The organism is Flavonifractor porci (genome assembly GCF_037572415.1).
GTDB lineage: Bacteria > Bacillota > Clostridia > Oscillospirales > Oscillospiraceae > Flavonifractor > Flavonifractor porci.
In genome coordinates this window covers 22,314-41,386 of sequence record NZ_JBBHLB010000021.1, presented here as the reverse complement: position 1 = coordinate 41,386, position 19,073 = coordinate 22,314, and the positions used below count along the sequence as shown (strand labels likewise).

Annotated in this window: 19 protein-coding genes; 15 read left to right on the top strand and 4 right to left on the bottom strand. The window is 59.6% G+C overall.

The window, feature by feature from the left end:
* Positions 1-4 precede the first annotated feature (4 nt).
* Positions 5-2,425, top strand: a complete 2,421-nt coding sequence (leuS, locus tag WHJ28_RS14730) for a leucine--tRNA ligase (protein ID WP_340042820.1) — start codon at positions 5-7, stop codon at positions 2,423-2,425.
* A gap of 113 nt (positions 2,426-2,538) precedes the next feature.
* The gene (rpsU, locus tag WHJ28_RS14725) at positions 2,539-2,721 is read left to right on the top strand and encodes a 30S ribosomal protein S21 (protein WP_009259223.1); all 183 of its coding nucleotides are present in this window, start codon (positions 2,539-2,541) and stop codon (positions 2,719-2,721) included.
* A 55-nt stretch (positions 2,722-2,776) separates the two neighbouring features.
* On the opposite strand, the gene WHJ28_RS14720 is transcribed toward rpsU, so the two are convergent.
* Positions 2,777-3,556: a glycoside hydrolase family 18 protein gene (locus tag WHJ28_RS14720; protein WP_340042819.1), complete on the bottom strand. Its 780-nt coding sequence runs from the start codon at positions 3,554-3,556 to the stop codon at positions 2,777-2,779.
* Between the two features lie 249 nt (positions 3,557-3,805).
* Here WHJ28_RS14720 and WHJ28_RS14715 point away from each other — a divergent pair, with 249 nt between their 5' ends.
* From WHJ28_RS14715 to WHJ28_RS14670, 10 genes are all read left to right on the top strand, one after another.
* Complete coding sequence (locus tag WHJ28_RS14715) at positions 3,806-4,306, top strand: YqeG family HAD IIIA-type phosphatase (RefSeq protein ID WP_340042818.1); 501 nt, start codon at positions 3,806-3,808, stop codon at positions 4,304-4,306.
* Positions 4,303-5,151 (top strand): TIM barrel protein, encoded by an 849-nt coding sequence (locus WHJ28_RS14710; RefSeq protein ID WP_340042817.1) that lies wholly within the window; start codon positions 4,303-4,305, stop codon positions 5,149-5,151. The genes WHJ28_RS14715 and WHJ28_RS14710 overlap by 4 nt, the downstream gene beginning before the upstream one ends.
* A 264-nt stretch (positions 5,152-5,415) precedes the next feature.
* Positions 5,416-6,477 carry a M24 family metallopeptidase gene (locus WHJ28_RS14705; protein ID WP_340042816.1) on the top strand — a complete coding sequence of 354 codons (1,062 nt, stop codon included), beginning with the start codon at positions 5,416-5,418 and terminating at the stop codon, positions 6,475-6,477.
* Between the two features lie 79 nt (positions 6,478-6,556).
* On the top strand, positions 6,557-7,126 hold the full coding sequence (gene efp, locus WHJ28_RS14700) for an elongation factor P (RefSeq protein ID WP_087188553.1): 570 nt from the start codon (positions 6,557-6,559) through the stop codon (positions 7,124-7,126).
* A 54-nt stretch (positions 7,127-7,180) separates the two neighbouring features.
* On the top strand, positions 7,181-7,648 hold the full coding sequence (locus WHJ28_RS14695; protein ID WP_340042815.1) for a CD1247 N-terminal domain-containing protein: 468 nt from the start codon (positions 7,181-7,183) through the stop codon (positions 7,646-7,648).
* Positions 7,649-7,844: 196 nt separating this feature from the next.
* Complete coding sequence (feoB, locus tag WHJ28_RS14690; protein WP_340042814.1) at positions 7,845-10,292, top strand: ferrous iron transport protein B; 2,448 nt, start codon at positions 7,845-7,847, stop codon at positions 10,290-10,292.
* Positions 10,293-10,296: 4 nt separating this feature from the next.
* A complete protein-coding gene (locus WHJ28_RS14685; protein ID WP_340042813.1) occupies positions 10,297-10,458 on the top strand; it encodes a FeoB-associated Cys-rich membrane protein in 162 nt (53 codons plus the stop codon).
* A gap of 41 nt (positions 10,459-10,499) precedes the next feature.
* Positions 10,500-11,225: an NAD-dependent protein deacylase gene (locus WHJ28_RS14680; protein ID WP_340042812.1), complete on the top strand. Its 726-nt coding sequence runs from the start codon at positions 10,500-10,502 to the stop codon at positions 11,223-11,225.
* Positions 11,226-11,323: 98 nt separating this feature from the next.
* Positions 11,324-11,779, top strand: coding sequence for an AlbA family DNA-binding domain-containing protein (locus WHJ28_RS14675; RefSeq protein ID WP_340042811.1), 456 nt, complete (start codon positions 11,324-11,326; stop codon positions 11,777-11,779).
* Between the two features lie 131 nt (positions 11,780-11,910).
* Positions 11,911-12,837, top strand: a complete 927-nt coding sequence (locus WHJ28_RS14670; protein ID WP_340042810.1) for a helix-turn-helix domain-containing protein — start codon at positions 11,911-11,913, stop codon at positions 12,835-12,837.
* A gap of 40 nt (positions 12,838-12,877) precedes the next feature.
* Here WHJ28_RS14670 and trxA read toward each other — a convergent pair whose 3' ends face one another.
* The 3 genes from trxA to WHJ28_RS14655 are packed head-to-tail and all read right to left on the bottom strand — an operon-like array spanning position 12,878 to position 14,373.
* Positions 12,878-13,192, bottom strand: a complete 315-nt coding sequence (trxA, locus tag WHJ28_RS14665; protein ID WP_340042809.1) for a thioredoxin — start codon at positions 13,190-13,192, stop codon at positions 12,878-12,880.
* A gap of 27 nt (positions 13,193-13,219) precedes the next feature.
* On the bottom strand, positions 13,220-14,077 hold the full coding sequence (locus tag WHJ28_RS14660; protein ID WP_340042808.1) for an NAD(P)/FAD-dependent oxidoreductase: 858 nt from the start codon (positions 14,075-14,077) through the stop codon (positions 13,220-13,222).
* Entirely contained in the window at positions 14,059-14,373 is a 315-nt protein-coding gene (locus WHJ28_RS14655) for an ArsR/SmtB family transcription factor (protein ID WP_340042807.1), read from the bottom strand. Before WHJ28_RS14655 ends, WHJ28_RS14660 begins: the two co-directional genes overlap by 19 nt.
* 157 nt (positions 14,374-14,530) lie before the next feature.
* Here WHJ28_RS14655 and WHJ28_RS14650 point away from each other — a divergent pair, with 157 nt between their 5' ends.
* The 3 genes from WHJ28_RS14650 to WHJ28_RS14640 all read left to right on the top strand — a co-directional run bounded on the left by WHJ28_RS14650 (position 14,531) and on the right by WHJ28_RS14640 (position 19,000).
* A complete protein-coding gene (locus WHJ28_RS14650; RefSeq protein ID WP_340042806.1) occupies positions 14,531-14,794 on the top strand; it encodes a metal-sensing transcriptional repressor in 264 nt (87 codons plus the stop codon).
* A gap of 228 nt (positions 14,795-15,022) precedes the next feature.
* Positions 15,023-17,542 (top strand): heavy metal translocating P-type ATPase, encoded by a 2,520-nt coding sequence (locus WHJ28_RS14645; protein WP_340042805.1) that lies wholly within the window; start codon positions 15,023-15,025, stop codon positions 17,540-17,542.
* Positions 17,543-17,767: 225 nt separating this feature from the next.
* Positions 17,768-19,000, top strand: coding sequence for a BMP family lipoprotein (locus WHJ28_RS14640; protein ID WP_340042804.1), 1,233 nt, complete (start codon positions 17,768-17,770; stop codon positions 18,998-19,000).
* Positions 19,001-19,073 lie beyond the last annotated feature (73 nt).

Sequence of the window (19,073 nt, the reverse complement as noted above, 5' to 3'; positions counted from 1 at the left end):
GTCAATGAAGTACGATTTTGCTGCCATTGAGCCCAAGTGGCAGAAAAAATGGGCAGAGGAAAAAACCTTCCACTGTGAGAACCACAGTGATAAACCCAAGTTCTATGGCCTGGTGGAGTTCCCCTATCCCTCTGGACAGGGTCTGCACGTGGGTCACACCCGCCCCTACACCGCCATGGACGTGGTGGCCCGCAAGCGCCGTATGGACGGCTACAACGTGCTGTTTCCCATGGGCTATGACGCTTTCGGCCTGCCCACCGAGAACTATGCCATCAAGAACCACATCCACCCCGCCAAGGTGACCCACGACAACATCGAGAACTTTACCAAGCAGCTGCATATGCTGGGTTACTCCTTCGACTGGGACCGGGTCATCAACACCACCGATCCCAGCTATTACAAGTGGACTCAGTGGATCTTCCTCCAGCTGTACAAGCACGGTCTGGCCTACAAGACCACCATGCCCGTGAACTGGTGTACCTCCTGTAAGTGCGTGCTGGCCAACGAGGAGGTCGTGGACGGCGTGTGCGAGCGCTGCGGCTCCCCCGTGGTCCGCAAGGAAAAGAGCCAGTGGATGCTCAAGATCACCGAGTATGCCCAGCGCCTCATCGACGACCTGGACGACCTGGACTTCATCGAGCGGGTCAAGACCCAGCAGAAGAACTGGATCGGCCGCTCCACCGGCACCGAGGTCACCTTCAAGGCCACCACCGGCGAGGAGATCGTGGTGTTCACCACCCGGCCCGACACCCTGTTCGGCGCCACCTATATGGTCCTCTCTCCCGAGCACGCCCTGGTGAAGGGCTGGCTGGAGAGCGGTAAGCTGGCCAATGCCGATGAAGTGAAGGCCTACCAGGCTGCCGCCGCCTCCAAGTCCGACCTGGAGCGCACCGAGCTGAACAAGGAAAAGACCGGCGTGTGCCTGGACGGCGTGAAGGGCATCAACCCTGTTAATGGCAAGGAGATCCCCATCTTTATCTCCGACTACGTTCTGGCCACCTACGGTACCGGCGCCATCATGGCCGTGCCTGCCCACGACGACCGGGACTGGGAGTTTGCCAAGAAGTTCGGCTGCGAGATCATTGAGGTGGTCTCCGGCGGCGAGGACGTGCAGAAGGCCGCCTTTACCGCCAAGGACGAGACCGGCATCCTGGTCAACTCTGAGTTCCTCAATGGCCTGACCGTGAAGGACGCCATCCCCGTCATCACCAAGTGGCTGGAGGAGAAGGGCATCGGCGAGGCCAAGGTCAACTACAAGCTGCGTGACTGGGTGTTCTCCCGTCAGCGTTACTGGGGCGAGCCCATCCCCATGGTGTACTGTGAGAAGTGTGGCTGGCAGCCCATTTCTGAGGACCAGCTGCCCCTGCTGCTCCCTGATGTGGACTCCTACGAGCCCACCGACGACGGCGAGTCCCCCATCTCCAAGATGACCGACTGGGTCAACACCACCTGCCCCCACTGCGGTGGTCCTGCCAAGCGGGAGACCGACACCATGCCCCAGTGGGCCGGTTCCTCCTGGTACTTCCTGCGCTATATGGATCCCCACAACGACAAGGCTCTGGCCTCCAAGGAGGCCCTGGAGTACTGGAGCCCCGTGGATTGGTACAACGGCGGCATGGAGCACACCACCCTGCACCTGCTGTACAGCCGGTTCTGGCATAAGTTCCTCTACGACATCGGCGTGGTGCCCACCAAGGAGCCTTACCACAAGCGTACCTCCCACGGTATGATCCTGGGCGAGGGCGGCGAGAAGATGTCCAAGAGCCGCGGCAACGTGGTCAACCCCAACGACGTGGTGGCCCAGTACGGTGCCGACACCATGCGCACCTATATCATGTTCATCGGCGACTTTGAGAAGGCCGCCTCCTGGAGCGACAATGCCGTTAAGGGCTGCAAGCGCTTCCTGGACCGTGTGTGGAACCTGTCGGAGAATCTGACCGATTCCATGGAGTACTCCGCCGCCAACGAGAGCGCCATCCACAAGACCATCAAAAAGGTGGCCGACGACATTGAGGCCATGAAGTTCAACACCGCCATCGCCGCTTTGATGGCTCTGGTCAACGACTTCTATGCCAACGGCTGCTCCAAGGGCGAGTATAAGACCCTGTTGCTGATGCTCTCTCCCTTCGCCCCCCATATGTGCGAGGAGCTGTGGGAGACTCTGGGCTTCCATGCCGACGGTATGGCCTGCCAGCAGGCCTGGCCCGCCTATGACGAGAGTAAGACCGTGGCTGCTGAGGTGCAGATGGCCGTGCAGGTGTGCGGCAAGCTGCGTGCCACCGTCACCGTCCCCATGGACAGCGATGAGGCTGCCGTGGTGGCCGCTGCTCTGGCCGATCCCAAGGTGCAGAAGTTTACCGAGGGTAAAAACCTGGTCAAGACCATTCTGGTGCCCAATAAGCTGGTCAATCTGATTGCAAAGTAAAAATCTACTCTTGACATTTCATTGGATATAGCATACAATGATTCTGTTAAAGCCATATCTATGTGTGGCCCTTTGGCGGTGGAACCCCGCCGCTTCGGAGGGAGGGGAAGTCAATGTCGGAAGTCCATGTGAAGGACGGCGAGTCCTTGGAGAATGCGCTGAAGCGTTTCAAGCGCAGCTGTGCCAAGTCTGGCGTTCTGGCCGAGGTTCGCAAGCGTGAGCACTACGAGAGCCCGAGCGTTAAGCGGCGCAAGAAGTCTGAGGCCGCCCGCAAAAACCGCAAGAAGTATTACTAATGCTACAGATTACAGGACCCCGCGCCTATGGCGCGGGGTCCTGTTGTATCTTTGCCTATCCTGCCAGAATATCCTCCAGCAGATCTTCAATTTGTGGATAGGACAGCAGCGCCTGCCGGATGCCCAGTCCCCGGGCCACCTGTAATTTTTTGCGGATGGACCCGGCGTCGTCGAAGAGAACGAAATGAGCGCCGTTCTCCCGAGACATATAAGTAAAGTAGTGGGCGCACAGCTCGGTAGAGAAAAAGATGGAGGGACTGCGTTCATCCATCAGCCGGCGCAGCTCCTCCTGGCTGAGAGGCTGCCCCTGACCGGAAGGGGAGGGGAGATAAAAGTCCTCTGCCACCCGCTCTATGGCCAGGACCACCCGATCCTGACCGTACCGCTGCGCCGCCTCCGCCAGACGCTGGGCCAGAGAGCCGCCGGACAGGGCGGAGGAGATGAGCACTTTGGCGCTGTCAGCATAACCGCCGTAGGCCTCGGTCACATAGAGGGGCCAGCCCCGCTTTTGGGTGAGACCGGCCAGGGTGCGGACGATCTCCGCCAACAGAGGCATGGGACGGCCCTCAAAGTCGCATAAAATGCCGTCATACCCTCGGGCGGAGCACTCCCGCAGGACCTCCTGGCAGAAGGGCCCAGCCTCACCCCGGCCGTCAAAGCCCACGCAGTCCAGGGCCATCAGGCCGCCCCGGACGGATATGGGCATATTGGCCCGGAAGAGATGGGGTCCGCCTCCCACCCGATAGGCCGCATGGGCCACGGGAAGGCCAAACCGCAGAGCCGCCCGGCTGTGGGCGGGAGGTGCGGTGAGAATCAATGTGGAATTCAGCTGCATATCAGCTACCCCCTTGTCCAAGTTGTAAGAAGCGTGTATAATCAGCTTGTCGAAAAGGCCTTTCCGACAAGCTGAAGCACGTTTTGAAACTTGAGCCAAGTTTCAAAACGTGTTTGATCGAACGCGAAAGACAACCCTGACGGTTTTCTTTCACACTATCTTTCCCTCCGAATCCTTTGCTCTGGAGGTTCTTTTCGATAGCCTGTACCATCCTATGCTGACCAGACTGCAAATAGACGAGGTGAAACCATGCTGACGGCCCACTGGTCAGGAAAGACCATTTACGACATCGATCCCGCCGCACTGGCCGGACAGGGCATCCGCCTGCTGCTGGCCGATCTGGACAATACATTGGTTCCCTATGGGGTGCCGGAACCCACCCAGAAAGTGCGGGACTGGACGGCGGAACTCCAGAATCAGGGAATCACCCTGTTTGTGCTGTCCAATAACCGGCATCCCCAGCGGCCCGAGCGGTTCTGCAAGGCCCTGGGTGTTCCCTACATCGGCCACGCCGGAAAGCCCAAGCCGGGCTCCTTTTATAAGGCCATGGAGCAGATGGGCTGCACCCCGGAACAGACCGCCATTGTGGGGGATCAAATCTTTACCGATATTTTGGGCGGCAGCCGGGCTGGCGTGACTACGCTGCTGGTGGAGCCTATCCGGCTGGCGGGCAATCCGGGGCGTTACCTGCGATACGCCGCCGAGTGGCCCTTTCGAGCCCTGACAAAAAGGAGAACAAAGAAACGATGAGCGCTATCTTCGGACCGGCAGGCAATGCCGAGTCCTTTCCCTATAAATCCTCGGTGGACGCCCCCCGCTGGCTGGCGGGGCTGGGGCTGGACTGCTACGAGTACCAGTGCGGCAAGGGCGTCAACGTAGGGGAACCCACTGCCAGAAAGGTGGGGGATGCGGCCAGGGAGGCGGGCATTGCCCTGTCCCTCCACGCTCCCTACTTCATTAATCTGGCCAACCCCGACCCGGACAGTCTGCAAAAGACCATTGGCTATATTACCGCCGCCTGCCAGGCGGCGGACTGGATGGGGGCCACCCGGGTAGTCATTCATTCGGGCGCCCTGATGAAGCGTACCCGGCGGGAGGCCCAGGACATCGCCCTGAAATCCCTGAAAGAAGTGGTGACTGCCTGCGACGCCGCTGGGTTTGGACATATCACCCTCTGCCCCGAGACCATGGGCAAGATCAACCAGCTGGGGGATCTGGACGAGGTGCTGGAGCTGTGTACTCTGGATGAGCGGCTTACCCCCTGCGTGGACTTCGGGCACCTGTACGCCCGTACTCTGGGAGAGTTGGAGGGCCATGAGGCCTGCGTGAAAATGCTGGACCGCATCCAGGAGGTGCTGGGAGAGGAACGGGCCTCCCGCTTCCACAGCCATTTTTCCAAGATCCAGTTCACCCCCAACGGGGGAGAAAAGATGCACCTGACCTTTGATCAGGAGGAGTTCGGGCCCGACCCAGAGCCTCTGATGGCTGAGGTGGCCCGCCGGGGCTGGAGCCCTACTTTTATCTGCGAAAGTGCGGGTACCCAGGCCGAGGATGCGCTGACTATGAAGAAGCTGTACCAAGGCAGTCTGACCTGAACTTTGGCGCACTTTCGCAGGGGCCCCGCAGAGCGGGGCGGCGCGTTTGCGCCGTGCCAAGCGTTTTGGGCTTTCGGCCCAAAACCTTGATGCCGGGCGAATTCAGTTCGCCCGAGCAGATAAAAAATATGGGGTCCCCGGCGGACCGTGGTCCGCTGGGGCAAAGTGCGGGTACCCAGGCGGAGGACGCACTAACCATGAAAAAGCTGTACCAAAGCGCCCTTTAGGGCAGCTGAGGCGCGAGATAGAAAGGAAGTCTTTATCATGAATCATCTCAATCAAATCGCGGCCAAGCTGGACGAATACAAGCTGGACGCCATGCTCATCACCAGCGATCCCGGCGAGTATTATGCCATCGGATTCCATGGCGAGGGCATGGTCATTGTGACCAGGAACGAGAGCCGCTATTTCACCGACTCCCGGTACATTGAGGCCGCCGGTAACCTGGTGACCGGCGCCCACATCACCATGACCGACCGGAACAAGAACTTCATGGTGCTGGCCGAGCAGGCTGTGCAGGAGCTGGGCATTCAGAAGATGGGCTTTGAGGACGGCTATGTGACTGTGGCCTCCTACAACCAGTATTCCAAGCTGCCCTGCGAGCTGGTGCCTGCCCAGGGTCTGGTGAACACCCTGCGGGCGGCCAAGGATGAGGAAGAGGTCGCCCTGATGCAGAAGGCCCAGGAGATCACCGACCAGGCCTTTGACGCCATCCTGAAGTTCATCCAGCCCGGCATGACCGAGCAGGAGATCGCCGCCCGCCTTCAGTACGAGATGCTGTGCCGGGGCGCTGAGAAGATGAGCTTCGACCCCATTGTGGTGTCCGGCCCCAACGGCTCCCTGCCCCACGGCATCCCCAGCGAGAAGAAGGTGCAGAAGGGCGAGTTCCTCACCATGGACTTCGGCTGCAAGTACGGCGGCTACTGCTCCGACATGACCCGCACCATCGCCCTGGGCGAGCCCACCGAGGAGATGCGCAAGGTGTACGACACCGTGCTTAAGGCCCAGCTGGCCGGTATTGCCGCCGCCAAGGCGGGCGTGCCCGGCAAGGAGATCCACAATGCCGCCGCCAAGGTGATTGAGGACGCCGGTTACGGGGCATACTTTGGTCATGGCTTCGGCCACAGCGTAGGCATCGAGATCCATGAGTCCCCCAATGCCAACGGCCGGGACGAGACCCCCATGCCCGTGGGCGCCGCGGTTTCCGCTGAGCCCGGCATCTACCTGCCCGGCAAGTTCGGCGTGCGTATCGAAGATGTGCTCATCTATACCGAGGAGGGCACTGTGAACCTCACCAAATCGCCCAAAGAGCTGATTATTCTGTAAAAAGCCTTGCAATGACGGGAATAATAAGGTAAAATGATTGAGCTGATGATTTAAAAAACCTGTTGGAGGATGAATTTCAATGCCTACGATTTCTGCCAGTGATTTTCGCAACGGCGTGACCTTTGAGATGGACGGCCAGGTCATGCAGGTCGTCGAGTTCCAGCACGTCAAGCCCGGTAAGGGCGCCGCTTTTGTCCGCACCAAGATGAAGAACGTCATCACCGGCGGCGTGACCGAGACCTCTTTCAACCCCACCGCCAAGTTTGAGCAGGCCTATGTGGAGCGCAAGGACATGGAGTACAGCTACAACGACGGCGATCTGTACTACTTCATGGATCCCGAGACCTACGACCTGGTGCCCATCGGCTCCGAGCTGCTGGGCGATAACTTCCGCTTTGTGAAGGAGAACATGGTGTGCAAGATCAACTCCTACAAGGGCAAGATATTCGCCGTGGAGCCCCCCACCTTCGTGGAGCTGGAGGTCAGCGAGACCGATCCTGGCTTCAAGGGCGACACCGCCACCAACGTGACCAAGCCCGCCACTCTGGAGACCGGTGCTGAGATCAAGGTGCCCCTGTTCATCAACCCCGGCGACAAGATCAAGATCGACACCCGTACCGGCGAGTACCTGGAGCGCTGCAAGGGTTAATCGGACAATTTTTAGGCCTTTCGTGGCTGACTGATGAAGAAAAGGAGACGCATTATGACGATTTCTGAGAAGGTCGCGTACCTGAAGGGCCTGGCTGAGGGCCTGAATATCGACACCGAGAAGTCCAAGGAGGGCAAGCTCATCTCCGTGATGATCGGCATCCTGGAGGAGATCGGGATGTCCATCGAGGACCTGGAGGAGAACACTGAGGCTCTGGGCGAGGAGATCGACGCCATCTCCGACGACCTGGCCGATGTGGAGAAGGCCGTCTTTGAGGATGAGGACGATGAGGATGACGACGATTGCTGCTGTGGCGACGACGATTTCTTCGAGACTGAGTGCCCCAACTGCGGCGAGACCCTGGTCATCGACGAGTCCGTTCTGGACGAGGGCGTGATCCAGTGCCCCAACTGCAAGCAGAAGTTCGCTCTGGACCTGTCTGACGACTGCTGCTGCGGGGATGAGGATGAAGACGGCTGCGGCTGTGGCTGCGGCTGTGAGGACCACGACCACGAGGAGTAAGTTCCCCTGCATATCGGGAGCGCTGCGGAGATTCCGCGGCGCTCCTTTTTTGTTGGATGTTTTCTCTGATGGCCCCAAAACCGGTGGGATTTTGGTAAAAATGGCGGGGGAAGTCTCTTGCGTCTGCCGCTGCCAGCGTAGTATAATGAGCACGGAATTAGATTGGGTTAACTCTGAGGACTGCGGATGGGATAAGATGAAACTACAAGAGACACAGACACATAAGACCCTGGAGGAAGTCCAGCCCGGGGAAAAGGGCATCATTCTCCAGGTAGGCAATGACCGGGGGCCGGTGAAGCGCCGCCTGGTGGATATGGGCCTGACCCCCGGCACCCAGGTCATGGTGCGGAAGGTGGCCCCCTTCGGCGACCCGGTGGAACTTAATCTGCGGGGCTATGAGCTGTCCCTGCGGAAGTCGGACGCCGCCCAGATCCTCATCGCCACCGGCGAGGAGGGGGAGCAGAAGGCTCAGGCCAGGAAAAAACGTATGGGCATGGTGCAGCATCTGCCCGATGAGGAGACCATCCGCCGGATGGATGCCGACCACGCCCATGAGGCTGCGGCCCACGGCGGCGTGCCGGACTATGCCAGCCATGATACCCGGGAAATGAAGCTGGCCCTGGTGGGTAACCCCAACTGCGGCAAGACCACTCTTTTTAACGCCCTTACCGGTTCCAACCAGTATGTAGGCAACTGGCCCGGCGTGACGGTGGAGAAGAAGGAGGGCAAAGCGGAGGTGGACGGGAAATCCGTCACCGTGGTGGATCTGCCCGGCATTTACTCCCTGTCCCCCTACTCCATGGAGGAGATCGTGGCCCGGGATTTTATCGTGGGGGAGCGGCCCGATGCTATCATCGACATCATTGACGCCACCAATATTGAGCGCAATCTCTATCTGACGGCCCAGCTGCTGGAGCTGGAGCGGCCTATGGTCATTGCCCTGAACTTTATGGACGAGGTAGAGAGGCACGGGGACAAAATTGACGTGGACCGGCTGTCCAAGGAACTGGGTGTGCCGGTGATCCCCATTACCGCCCGGTCGGGGAAGAATATCCAGAAGCTGTTGGAAGTGGCCCATCAGCAGATGCACGTTGGGGTCACCGTAGAGCCCGACGACCTGTATGACGACTTCACCCACCAGATCCACCACAAGATGGGCGAACTGATCCACGACAAGGCCTATGCCGCCCGTATCCCCGCCCACTGGGCCTCCATCAAACTGATTGAGGGAGATTCCCTGGTAGAGGAGGCCCTGGGGCTGAGCGGGGTGGAGAAGGCTGCTCTGGAGCGGGTCTGTCAGGAATATGAGAACGCCTATGAGCTGGGCGACCGGGAGACCCTGATTGCCGATGCCCGGTATCAATTTATCCAGAAGGTAGTGGACAGCTGCGTGCGGCGGGGCCGCCCCCTTGGCACCCCCACTCTGTCCGACCGGATCGACGCCATTGTTACCCACAAATTTTTGGCCATACCTACCTTTCTATTGATGATGCTGGCCATGTTTGCCCTCACCTTTGGCCCTGGTCAGATACTGGCTGACGGGGTGGAAACCCTCATCGGCGGCTATTTTGCCGACTGGGTGCGTGGGGGGCTGGCTGCCGCCGGTACCGCCCCCTGGGTGGAGGCCCTGCTGGTGGACGGCGTCATTGCCGGTGTGGGCGGCGTGCTTACCTTCCTGCCCCAGATCGCCATTTTGTTTCTCTTCCTGTCCTTTCTGGAGGACTCGGGCTATATGGCCCGGGCCGCCTTCATCATGGACCGGCTGCTGCGGCGCTTTGGCCTCAGCGGCAAGGCCTTTATCCCCATGCTGATGGGCTTTGGCTGCACGGTTCCCGCCGTCATGGGCGCCCGCACCATGGAGAATGAGAAGGATCGCCGCATGACCATCATGCTGGTGCCCTTCATGTCCTGCTCCGCCCGGCTGCCGGTGTACGGCCTGCTCACCGCCGCCTTCTTCCCCAAGTACGGCGGACTGGTGGTGTTCTCCCTTTACCTGCTGGGCCTGATTTTTGCCATTCTTTCCGGCATCCTGCTGAAGAAGCTGGTGTTCAAGGGAGAGCCCGCCGCCTTTGTGCTGGAGCTGCCTCCCTACCGTTTGCCCACCCTGAAAAATATCGCCCTCCATGTGTGGGAGAAGGTGAAGGGCTTCCTCATCAAGGCGGGTACCCTGATCCTGGCTATGAGCGTGTTGCTGTGGTTTCTCCGGACCTTCGGCTTTGAGGGCGGCGCCTTCGGCATGGTGTCCAACGAGGAGTATTCCATCCTGGGCGTCATCGGCTCCTTCCTGGCCCCTCTCTTTGTGCCGCTGGGCTTTGGTACCTGGCAGGCGGCGGTGGCGCTCCTCTCCGGCCTCATTGCCAAGGAGATGGTAGTGTCCTCCATGAGTATGTTCTATGGTTTCTCTATCACCGCCAGCGGCACCGCCATTGCCGCCGCCCTGGGAGGCACTTTCCAGAGCCCCCTGGCGGCCTACTCCTTCCTGGTATTCGTGCTGCTCTATGTGCCCTGCGTGGCGGCGGTGTCCACCATTCGCAAGGAGATGAACTCGGCCAAGTGGACCCTGGCCTCCATCTGCTGGCAGCTGGGGGCGGCCTGGCTGGGCTCCTTCCTGGTCTACCAGATCGGCTCCCTGTTTTTGAGGTAATGCTATGCTGAAATATCTGATCTACGCCGGGGTGGCCGTCCTCATTGTCTGGGCGGCGGTCTACCTGATCTATCGCTTCCATCAGAATCTGAAGGGCAAGCGGGGATGCGACTGCGGCGGCTGCTCCAGCTGCCCTCACACCTACTGCCGCCACCGGAAATCGTAGGGGCCGATGCCTACATCGGCCCGTTTAAAGGAGGTTCTCTCATGGAGGATCAACAGAAACAGCTCCAAAAGCGGATCGACGAGAGTGAGAATATCGTCTTTTTCGGCGGGGCGGGTGTGTCTACCGAGAGCGGCATCCCTGATTTCCGCAGTGTGGACGGACTGTACAACCAGCAGTACCAGTATCCCCCGGAGACCATTCTCAGCCATACCTTTTTCCAGAAGAATCCGGAGGAGTTTTACCGGTTCTATCATAACAAGATGCTCTTCCCGGATGCCAAGCCCAACGCTGCCCATTTGAAGCTGGCGGAGCTGGAGCGGGCGGGTAAGCTGAAGGCGGTGGTGACCCAGAACATCGACGGGCTTCACCAGGCCGCGGGCAGCGTCAGCGTCTATGAACTCCACGGCTCGGTTCACCGCAACTACTGCATGAAGTGCCGTCAGTTTTACGACCTGGACTTTATGATAGAGCAGAAAGGCGTGCCCCACTGTCCGGTGTGCGGTGGGATGATCAAGCCAGACGTGGTGCTCTACGAGGAGGCTCTGGATCAGGAGACCATCGAGGCTGCCGTGCTGGCCATCTCCCGGGCGGATATGCTCATCATCGGCGGCACCTCCCTGGCGGTGTATCCGGCGGCGGGCCTGATCCGCTACTACCGGGGCAATAAGCTGACCCTCATCAACAAGAGCCCCACTCCCTACGACCAGGAGGCCGATCTAGTGATCGCCGGACCCATCGGCGAGATTTTGGGCGCTGTTACCGTATAACCTAGCGGGGGACCTGTCAGTGGATAGGTCCCTTTTTCCTTGTCAACAGCCATCCTTCCCGGTATAATGAAGGCACTACGAAAGGGGAGGACGGCGCTATGTTCGACTTCACACAGATCAGCCGTTATCGGGAAAATAACCGCCTGGAGGCCAAGCTGGCCACCGGCGGTCTGCCCCACAGCATTTGGGAGACCTATTCCGCCTTTGCCAACAGCTACGGCGGGGTAATCCTGCTGGGGGTGGAAGAGCTGCCCGACCACAGCCTGCGGGTACAGGGCCTGCTGGACCCCCAGGGCATGGTGGAGGAGCTGATCGCCGGTCTGGACGATCCGGCAGTGGTCAGCCTCAATATCCTCCGGGAGGAGGATATCCAGATCCTCCATGTGGACGGCGGGGACATTGTGGCCATCACCGTGCCTATGGCGGAGCAGGACCAGCGGCCGGTCTATATCGAAGGAAACTTACGTCGGGGCTCCTACCGCCGCAGCGGGGATGGGGATTATCACTGTACCCAGGCGGAGTTGAACGCCATGCTGGGCGGCCGGTCCCACTGAGTACTTTTTGAGAGCAAAAAGCCCGGTGCAACCGGAAGTTTACATGAAAAAACCCAAACGCAACTGCAAATTGGTTTCAGTTGCGCTTGGGTTTTGATATGTTGTAGCCACCTTGAGAGGAGGCAGAGACTATGAGTTTTGGAATGAATTTACAATTTCTGAGGGACAGGGCCGGGATGACCCAGGAGGGGCTGGCTGAGGCCCTTCAGGTGTCCCGCCAGTCGGTAAGCAAGTGGGAGTCGGATACCAGCTTTCCGGAAATGGAAAAACTGATGGTGCTGTGCGAGCTGTTCCATACCGACCTGGACACCCTGCTGCGAGGCGATGTGCGGGAGCATTACCACACCGATGCCGCCGGGTACGACCGCTTTATGAACTGGTTCTCCAACTGGATTGCCATAGGGGTGGGGCTGATCATCCTGTCGGTGGGGGGTAGTCTGGCGCTTTACGGCAGCACCGGTCTGCCGGAGAATTGGATGGCGGCGGCCCTCATCTCGGGAATCGGGGTGGCGGTAGCTATTCTGGTGATTGCCGGTATGCGCTACGACCGCTTTGAGAAAGAACACCCGGTGCTCCAGGACTTCTATACCCAAGAGCAGCGGGAACGGTTTTTGAATCGCTATCCCTTCCTGATCGCCCTGCCCATCGTGGGCTTTTTTCTGGCGGTGGTGTGGCTTGTCCTGCTGGGAGACAGCGCAGAGCTGATGGGCGAGCGGGCGGAGGCCAAACTGGCAGCGGTCTTTCTGGCTATCATAGCCCTGGGTGTGGCGGTGCTGGTGTGGGCCGGGCTGCGCAGGAGTAAGTATAACATTGAGAACTGGAATAAGGAGCACGATCCAAGCCCGGAGGCGGTGGCCCGCCGGAAGAAGGTGGGCAAGGTGTGCGGGGCCATTATGATCACCGCCACAGTAATCTATATGATCGTGGGCTTTGGCTCTATGGCTATGGAGGGGGACTACGGCGACAGCTGGGGCTGGCGCTGGGGGTGGATCGTCTATCCCATCGCCGGTGTGATCTGCGCCCTGGTCTCCCATCTGATGGAAGAAGGGGATGAATAAAAAATGCCTGCCGCGTCACTGCGGCAGGCATTTTTCCTGATTACAGATTGGCATCCAGTACGGCGGCGTAGGCCTGGGGAGGCATGGCACCTACCTTGCGGTCGAACTCCTTGCCGTCCTTCAGGAAAATGACGGTGGGGATGCTCATGACGCCGAAACGCATGGCCAGGTCTGGCTCGTCATCCACATTGACCTTGCCCACCAGTGCCTTACCTTCGTACTGATTGGCCAGGTCCTCCATCACAGGGGAGAGCATCTTGCAGGGGCCGCACCAGGAAGCCCAGAAATCCACCATGGTGATACCGTTGGAGACGGTCTTGTCAAAAGCCTCGTTGGTCAGATGAATGATAGACATAGATAACATCCTTTCTCTGTATAGAAATCAATTTGGATTACTTATGTGGTCTATATATTCCGCTGCTCGCAGGCCAGCCACCAGGCCTTCGCCCACGGCTTTGGATACCTGGAGGGGGAGGCCGGTGCAGTCGCCGGCGGCAAAGACGCCGGGCACACTGGTAGCCATGTTCCGGTCCACCTGGATGTATCCGCCCTCCAGCGCCAGGCCGGGGAGCAGATCGGCGGGGGCCACCGAGGGCCGGAGGATAAACACGCCCCCACAGGGAATGGTGGTGCTGCCGGCCCGAAGGGATTCCACCTTGCCGTTGCCGGTGATCTCCACCTTGGGAGCCTTCACAAAGGGAATGTCGGGCCGCAGACCGTCGGGGGCCTTGTCGCTGACGTAGGTGACCTTGCATCCCAGCTCCTGGAGGTAGTTGGCCTCCTGAGGCGCGTCGGCGGCTTTGCCGACTACCACCACCTCTTTGTTTCGGTAGAGCATTCCATCGCAGGTGGCGCAATAGCTGACGCCCTGTCCCAGATGTTCTGTCTCGCCGGGATATTTGTTGGCCCACACCACGCCGGTAGCAAGAATGATTGCCCGGGCCTGCGCCATCTCAGAACCAATGCTGAGATAGAATGTGTCGCCCATGGGCATGATATTCAAAACTCGGCCCTCTTTTCGTTCGGCCCCCATTTCAAGCGCATGGGCGTGGAACCGATCCAGCAGTTCCTGGCCGCTGGCCTGGGGAAAGCCCAGGTAGTTTTCGATGCGTGGGGTTTTATAGAGGGGATTGTCCCGGTCGTCACCACCCACCACCAGCACCGATTTGTTTCGTACCCGTGCCTGGACGGCGGCCGACAGGCCGGCAGGGCCGCTGCCGATCACTGCGATGTCATACAATGGTATTCCTCCTCACACTCTCCGAACAGAGCGGCGATCACAGCCGCTGCCTGAGGATCGGAGACCTCGTAATAGACCTCGTTGCCTGACCGGGCCGCCTTTACGATACCGGCGGCCTTCAGACGCATCAGGTGCTGGGAGATACAGGACTGGGACTGGCCGGTGTTGGCCTCCATGCACCCCACGTTGCGGCAGCCGCAGTGGAGCAGGCCCCGGACGATCCGCAGTCGGACGGGATGGGACAGGGCCTTCAGCAGCTCCGCCTTCTCCAGATAGATGGAATCTGTACCTTCCATGGGATCACCTCCCTGTCTTGATCTATATATTATTATATTCAAATGTTCTAATATGTCAACCCCTTTTTTCCTACTATTTTTCCGGGGGTTTTCGACGGGAGGGAGGTTGACACGACTAACTGGTGGTGCTATACTACACCCCAGGGGGGTGTCTGACATGATGGCAGACCAGAAAACGGTCCTCCGGCTGCTGCGTACCGCCCGGGGACAGATTGACGGAATTCTAAAAATGGTGGAAGAGAATCGATATTGTATCGATATCTCCCAGCAGCTTATGGCTACGGAGGCCATTTTGAACCGTACCAACAAGGAGATCCTGGCGGCCCATCTCAAGCACTGCATCCAGGAGGCGGAAACGCCGGAGGAGCGGAGCCAGAAGGTGGACGAATTGATCGGCACGCTGGGCAAGATTTTAAAGTAGAAAGACGATATGGTGAGACCATGAGGCAAAAATTTAACGTACAAGGCATGACCTGCGCGGCCTGCTCCGAGCCCCACAGCATGGATTATGCCGTGGGGACCCCATATTTTGATCTGCGCGGGCGAAATGAATTCGCCCGGCATCAAGGATTTGCTGCGCAAACCGCTTGGACGCGCCATTGGGCGCGGAATGGGCGGTGCGGATTGGGTCTGAAAGCTTGGTGAAGGTATGAAGCAAAAGTTTGATGTTACTGGTATGACCTGTGCCGCCTGCTCCGCGCATGTGGAAAAGGCCGTGTGCAAGGTAGCCGGCGTGGACGGGGTCAATGTGAATCTGCTGGGCAATTCCATGGTGGTGGACTACGACGAGGGAGCCACCGACGCCGGGCAGATCATCCATGCGGTGGAGGAGGCGGGCTACGGAGCCTCCCTCCCGGCAGCTAAGGGAGCAACGGCCCAGCCTAAACAGGTCAATATGATGGAGGAAGAGGCCGCTGGTATGAAGCGGCGCTTTTTGACCTCCCTCATTTTCCTTGTGCCCCTGTTCTATATTGCTATGGGGCATATGATGGGCTGGCCTCTGCCCGCCTTTTTCCACGATCCGGGCAACGTGTTTGTGGTGGCTTTGATTCAGTTCCTGCTCACCCTGCCCATTATGTATATCAACGACAAATACTATAAGGTGGGCTTTAAAACGCTATGGCACCGCTCGCCCAACATGGATTCCCTAATTGCCCTGGGATCCTCCGCTGCCGTGATCTACGGCGTGGCCGCCCTGTTCCAGATCGCTTGGGGCCTGGGGCACGGGGATCAGGCCCGGGTGGACAAGTGGTCCATGGATCTGTACTTTGAGTCCGCCGGTATGATCCTCACGCTCATTACCCTGGGCAAGTGGCTGGAGACCCGGTCCAAAGGAAAGACCAGTCAGGCCATTACCCGGCTGATGGATCTGGCCCCTAAAACTGCCGCGGTTCTGCGGAATGGGGCAGAGGAGGAGATCCCGGTGGAAGAGGTGACGATGGGCGACCTGGTGGTGGTGCGTCCCGGCGGCCGCATCCCGGTAGACGGGATCGTGGTGGAAGGGAACTCCTCTGTGGACGAGTCCGCCCTCACAGGCGAGTCTTTGCCGGTGGAGAAGGGACCCGGTGACCAGGTAGCCGCCGCTACCATCAACAAATCCGGTTATTTTGTGTTTCGGGCCACCAGAGTGGGGGAGGACACCACCCTGGCCCAGATGATCAAATTGGTGGAGGAGGCCTCCGCCTCCAAGGCTCCCATTGCCAAACTGGCCGATAAGGTGGCCGGGATCTTTGTGCCGGTGGTGATCGGCATCGCCGTGGTGACGGCGGTGGTGTGGTTCGCACTCACCCGGTCCATTGAGTCGGCGCTCACCGCTGGAGTGGCGGTGCTGGTGATCTCCTGCCCCTGCGCCCTGGGCCTGGCCACTCCGGTGGCCATTATGGTGGGCACCGGCAAGGGGGCGGAAAATGGCATCCTCATCAAATCCGCCGAGGCGCTGGAGACCCTTCACACGGTTCGCACTGTGGTGGTGGACAAGACGGGTACCCTGACCCAAGGCAAACCGGTGGTCACCGACTGCATCCCGGCAGAAGGGGTAACGGAGGAGGAGCTTCTGTGCGTAGCTGCCTCTCTGGAGAAGCCCTCTGAGCACCCGCTGGCCGATGCCATTCTGACTGAGGCGGAGGAGCGGAATATCCCCCTGGCACCCATTCAGGACTTTGAGGCTCTGTCCGGCCGGGGTGTCCGGGGCACTCTCCACGGCGCTGCGGTGCTGGCGGGCAACCGGGCCATGCTGGAGAAGGCGGGCATTTCCCTGCAAGGTTTTGGCGACAGGGGAGAGGCTCTGGCTCAAAACGGGAAGACTCCGCTGTACTTTGCCGAACATGGCAAGGTGCTGGGTGTGGTGGCGGTGGCCGATCGCCCCAAGTCAACCAGCGCCGCCGCCGTCCGGGGCTTCCGGGAGCTGGGCATCGACGTGGTCATGCTCACCGGCGACAACCGGCGCACCGCCGAGGCGGTGGGCCGGGAGTTGGGAGTGACGCAGGTGATTGCTGAGGTGCTGCCCCAGGACAAGGAGAAGGTAGTAGCCGAGCTTCAGGCCCAGGGAAAGCGGGTGGCCATGATCGGCGACGGCATCAACGACGCTCCTGCTCTGGCCCGGGCAGATGTGGGCATGGCCATTGGGGCGGGCACCGATGTGGCCATCGAGTCGGCCGACGTGGTGCTGATGAAAAGCGACCTGCTGGACGCGGTCACCGCGGTGCGCCTGTCTAAAAAGGTGATCCGCAACATCAAGGAGAATCTGTTCTGGGCCTTCATCTATAATATCATCGGTATCCCGCTGGCCGCCGGGGTGTGGTTCCCTATCACCGGCTGGCAGCTCTCCCCCATGTTCGGCGCCGCCGCCATGAGCCTGAGTTCGGTGTGCGTGGTGTCCAACGCCCTGCGTCTGAAGCTGTTCCGGCCCCTCCATTGCGAGTCGCCGGCGGAGCAAATTGAAACACAGAAAGGAACGAGTACCATGACCAAGACTATGACCATCAACGGAATGATGTGCGCCCACTGTCAGGCCCATGTGGAGAAGGCCCTCAATGCCATCGACGGCGTGACCGCCGCCGTGGATCTGGCAGCCAAGACCGCCACTGTTACTTTGAGTAAGGATGTGGCGGACGAGGTATTGAAGAACGCTGTTACGGAAGCGGGATACGAAGTGGTTTCTATTCAATGACAAATGGTGGCAAAGGAGCGGCAAAAGGCCGCTCCTTTGCTGTTTTTACTGGAAGGGGAAGGAAATTGGTGATGGCAATTTGTAAAAATTGAATGGTTTGTGTAAATTACAGGTTGCCCTTTTTTCGGGAACAGAGTATAATAGGACCAAGCTCAGGGAGGAGAAACAACGCCGTTGCAGACCGACCTGGGCGATTTGTGTGATATGAAAGGAAGGTAGATCACATTGAAGAAGTCTAAAAAGCTCCTTGCGCTGCTGCTCTCTCTTGCAATGATCGCGGGCCTGGCAGCCTGCGGCGGCGGCGGTACCACCGAGACCCCCGGCGGCAATACTGAGACTCCCGGCAACGTGGAGACCACCCCCGGCAACAGCGAGACCCCCGGTGGCGAGACCGCCACTGATCCCGACAGCATTCCTGATACCATGACCTCTGCGGACAACAAGTATCAGGTTGCGTTCGTTACCGACGTGGGTCAGCTGAAGGATAAGTCCTTCAACCAGGGCACCTTCGACGGCGTGAAGCTGTATGCTGCCGCCAACGGTCTGTCCTACAAGTACTATCAGCCCGCCAACGCCAACGAGGCTACCGACGATGACCGCTATGACGCCATGAAGGCCGCCGTTGAGGGTGGCGCTGAAGTGGTGGTGTGCGCCGGCTTCCTGCAGGAGGCTGCTCTGCGCAAGGCCGCCATTGATTTCCCCGAGGTTCCCTTCGTGTTTATCGACGGCTATCCTCTGACTGAGGATCCCGCCAACCCCGACAGCCCCGTTCTGACCAATGTGGCTGCTATCGCCTTCCAGGAGCAGCAGGCTGGCTATCTGGCCGGCTATGCCGCTGTGAAGGACGGCTTCACCAAGCTGGGCTTCTCCGGCGGCGGCGGCGGCACCAACCCTGCCTGCTGCCGGTTCGGTTACGGCTATGTCCAGGGTGCCAATGACGCCGCCAAGGATATGGGCATCAACGTGGAGATGAATTACTCCTGGCAGTACGGTTCTACCTTCCAGGGCTCCACCGAGCTGCAGACCATGATCAGCGGCTGGTATGCCAACGGCACTGAGATCGTCTTTGCCTGCGGCGGCTCCATGTTCCAGTCTATCGCCGCTGCCGCTTCCGCCAACGACAAGTTTGTCATCGGCGTGGACGTGGACCAGTCCGGCGAGTCTGACTGCGTGGTCACTTCCGCTATGAAGGGCCTGTCTGACGCTGTGCAGTGGGCCGTGGGTCACGTCTATGACAGCACCTTCGGCGACATCGGCGGCGTGGCTACCTCTCTGGGCGTGACTGAGGACGCCGTGGCTCTGCCCACCGCTGAGGGCTCCTGGCGCTTTGAGAAGTTCACCGTTGAGGAGTACGAGGAGCTGTACCAGAAGATGGTGGACGGCTCCCTGGTGGTGGACGCTGACTACGAGAAGCTGGATAGCACCGATTGGAGCAACCTGACTCTGAACGTCATCTGATCATCAGTCGATCCGGAGGGCGCCCTGCGGAATTCCGCAGGGCGCCCTTTCTTTTTTTCGCAGCGGGAGACTT

Coding starts and splice junctions, on each gene's coding strand:
- leuS (WP_340042820.1), top strand. CDS start 5: ATGAAGTACGATTTTGCTGCCATTGAGCCCAAGTGGCAGAAAAAATGG.
- rpsU (WP_009259223.1), top strand. CDS start 2,539: ATGTCGGAAGTCCATGTGAAGGACGGCGAGTCCTTGGAGAATGCGCTG.
- WHJ28_RS14720 (WP_340042819.1), bottom strand. CDS start 3,556: ATGCAGCTGAATTCCACATTGATTCTCACCGCACCTCCCGCCCACAGC.
- WHJ28_RS14715 (WP_340042818.1), top strand. CDS start 3,806: ATGCTGACGGCCCACTGGTCAGGAAAGACCATTTACGACATCGATCCC.
- WHJ28_RS14710 (WP_340042817.1), top strand. CDS start 4,303: ATGAGCGCTATCTTCGGACCGGCAGGCAATGCCGAGTCCTTTCCCTAT.
- WHJ28_RS14705 (WP_340042816.1), top strand. CDS start 5,416: ATGAATCATCTCAATCAAATCGCGGCCAAGCTGGACGAATACAAGCTG.
- efp (WP_087188553.1), top strand. CDS start 6,557: ATGCCTACGATTTCTGCCAGTGATTTTCGCAACGGCGTGACCTTTGAG.
- WHJ28_RS14695 (WP_340042815.1), top strand. CDS start 7,181: ATGACGATTTCTGAGAAGGTCGCGTACCTGAAGGGCCTGGCTGAGGGC.
- feoB (WP_340042814.1), top strand. CDS start 7,845: ATGAAACTACAAGAGACACAGACACATAAGACCCTGGAGGAAGTCCAG.
- WHJ28_RS14685 (WP_340042813.1), top strand. CDS start 10,297: ATGCTGAAATATCTGATCTACGCCGGGGTGGCCGTCCTCATTGTCTGG.
- WHJ28_RS14680 (WP_340042812.1), top strand. CDS start 10,500: ATGGAGGATCAACAGAAACAGCTCCAAAAGCGGATCGACGAGAGTGAG.
- WHJ28_RS14675 (WP_340042811.1), top strand. CDS start 11,324: ATGTTCGACTTCACACAGATCAGCCGTTATCGGGAAAATAACCGCCTG.
- WHJ28_RS14670 (WP_340042810.1), top strand. CDS start 11,911: ATGAGTTTTGGAATGAATTTACAATTTCTGAGGGACAGGGCCGGGATG.
- trxA (WP_340042809.1), bottom strand. CDS start 13,192: ATGTCTATCATTCATCTGACCAACGAGGCTTTTGACAAGACCGTCTCC.
- WHJ28_RS14655 (WP_340042807.1), bottom strand. CDS start 14,373: ATGGAAGGTACAGATTCCATCTATCTGGAGAAGGCGGAGCTGCTGAAG.
- WHJ28_RS14650 (WP_340042806.1), top strand. CDS start 14,531: ATGATGGCAGACCAGAAAACGGTCCTCCGGCTGCTGCGTACCGCCCGG.
- WHJ28_RS14645 (WP_340042805.1), top strand. CDS start 15,023: ATGAAGCAAAAGTTTGATGTTACTGGTATGACCTGTGCCGCCTGCTCC.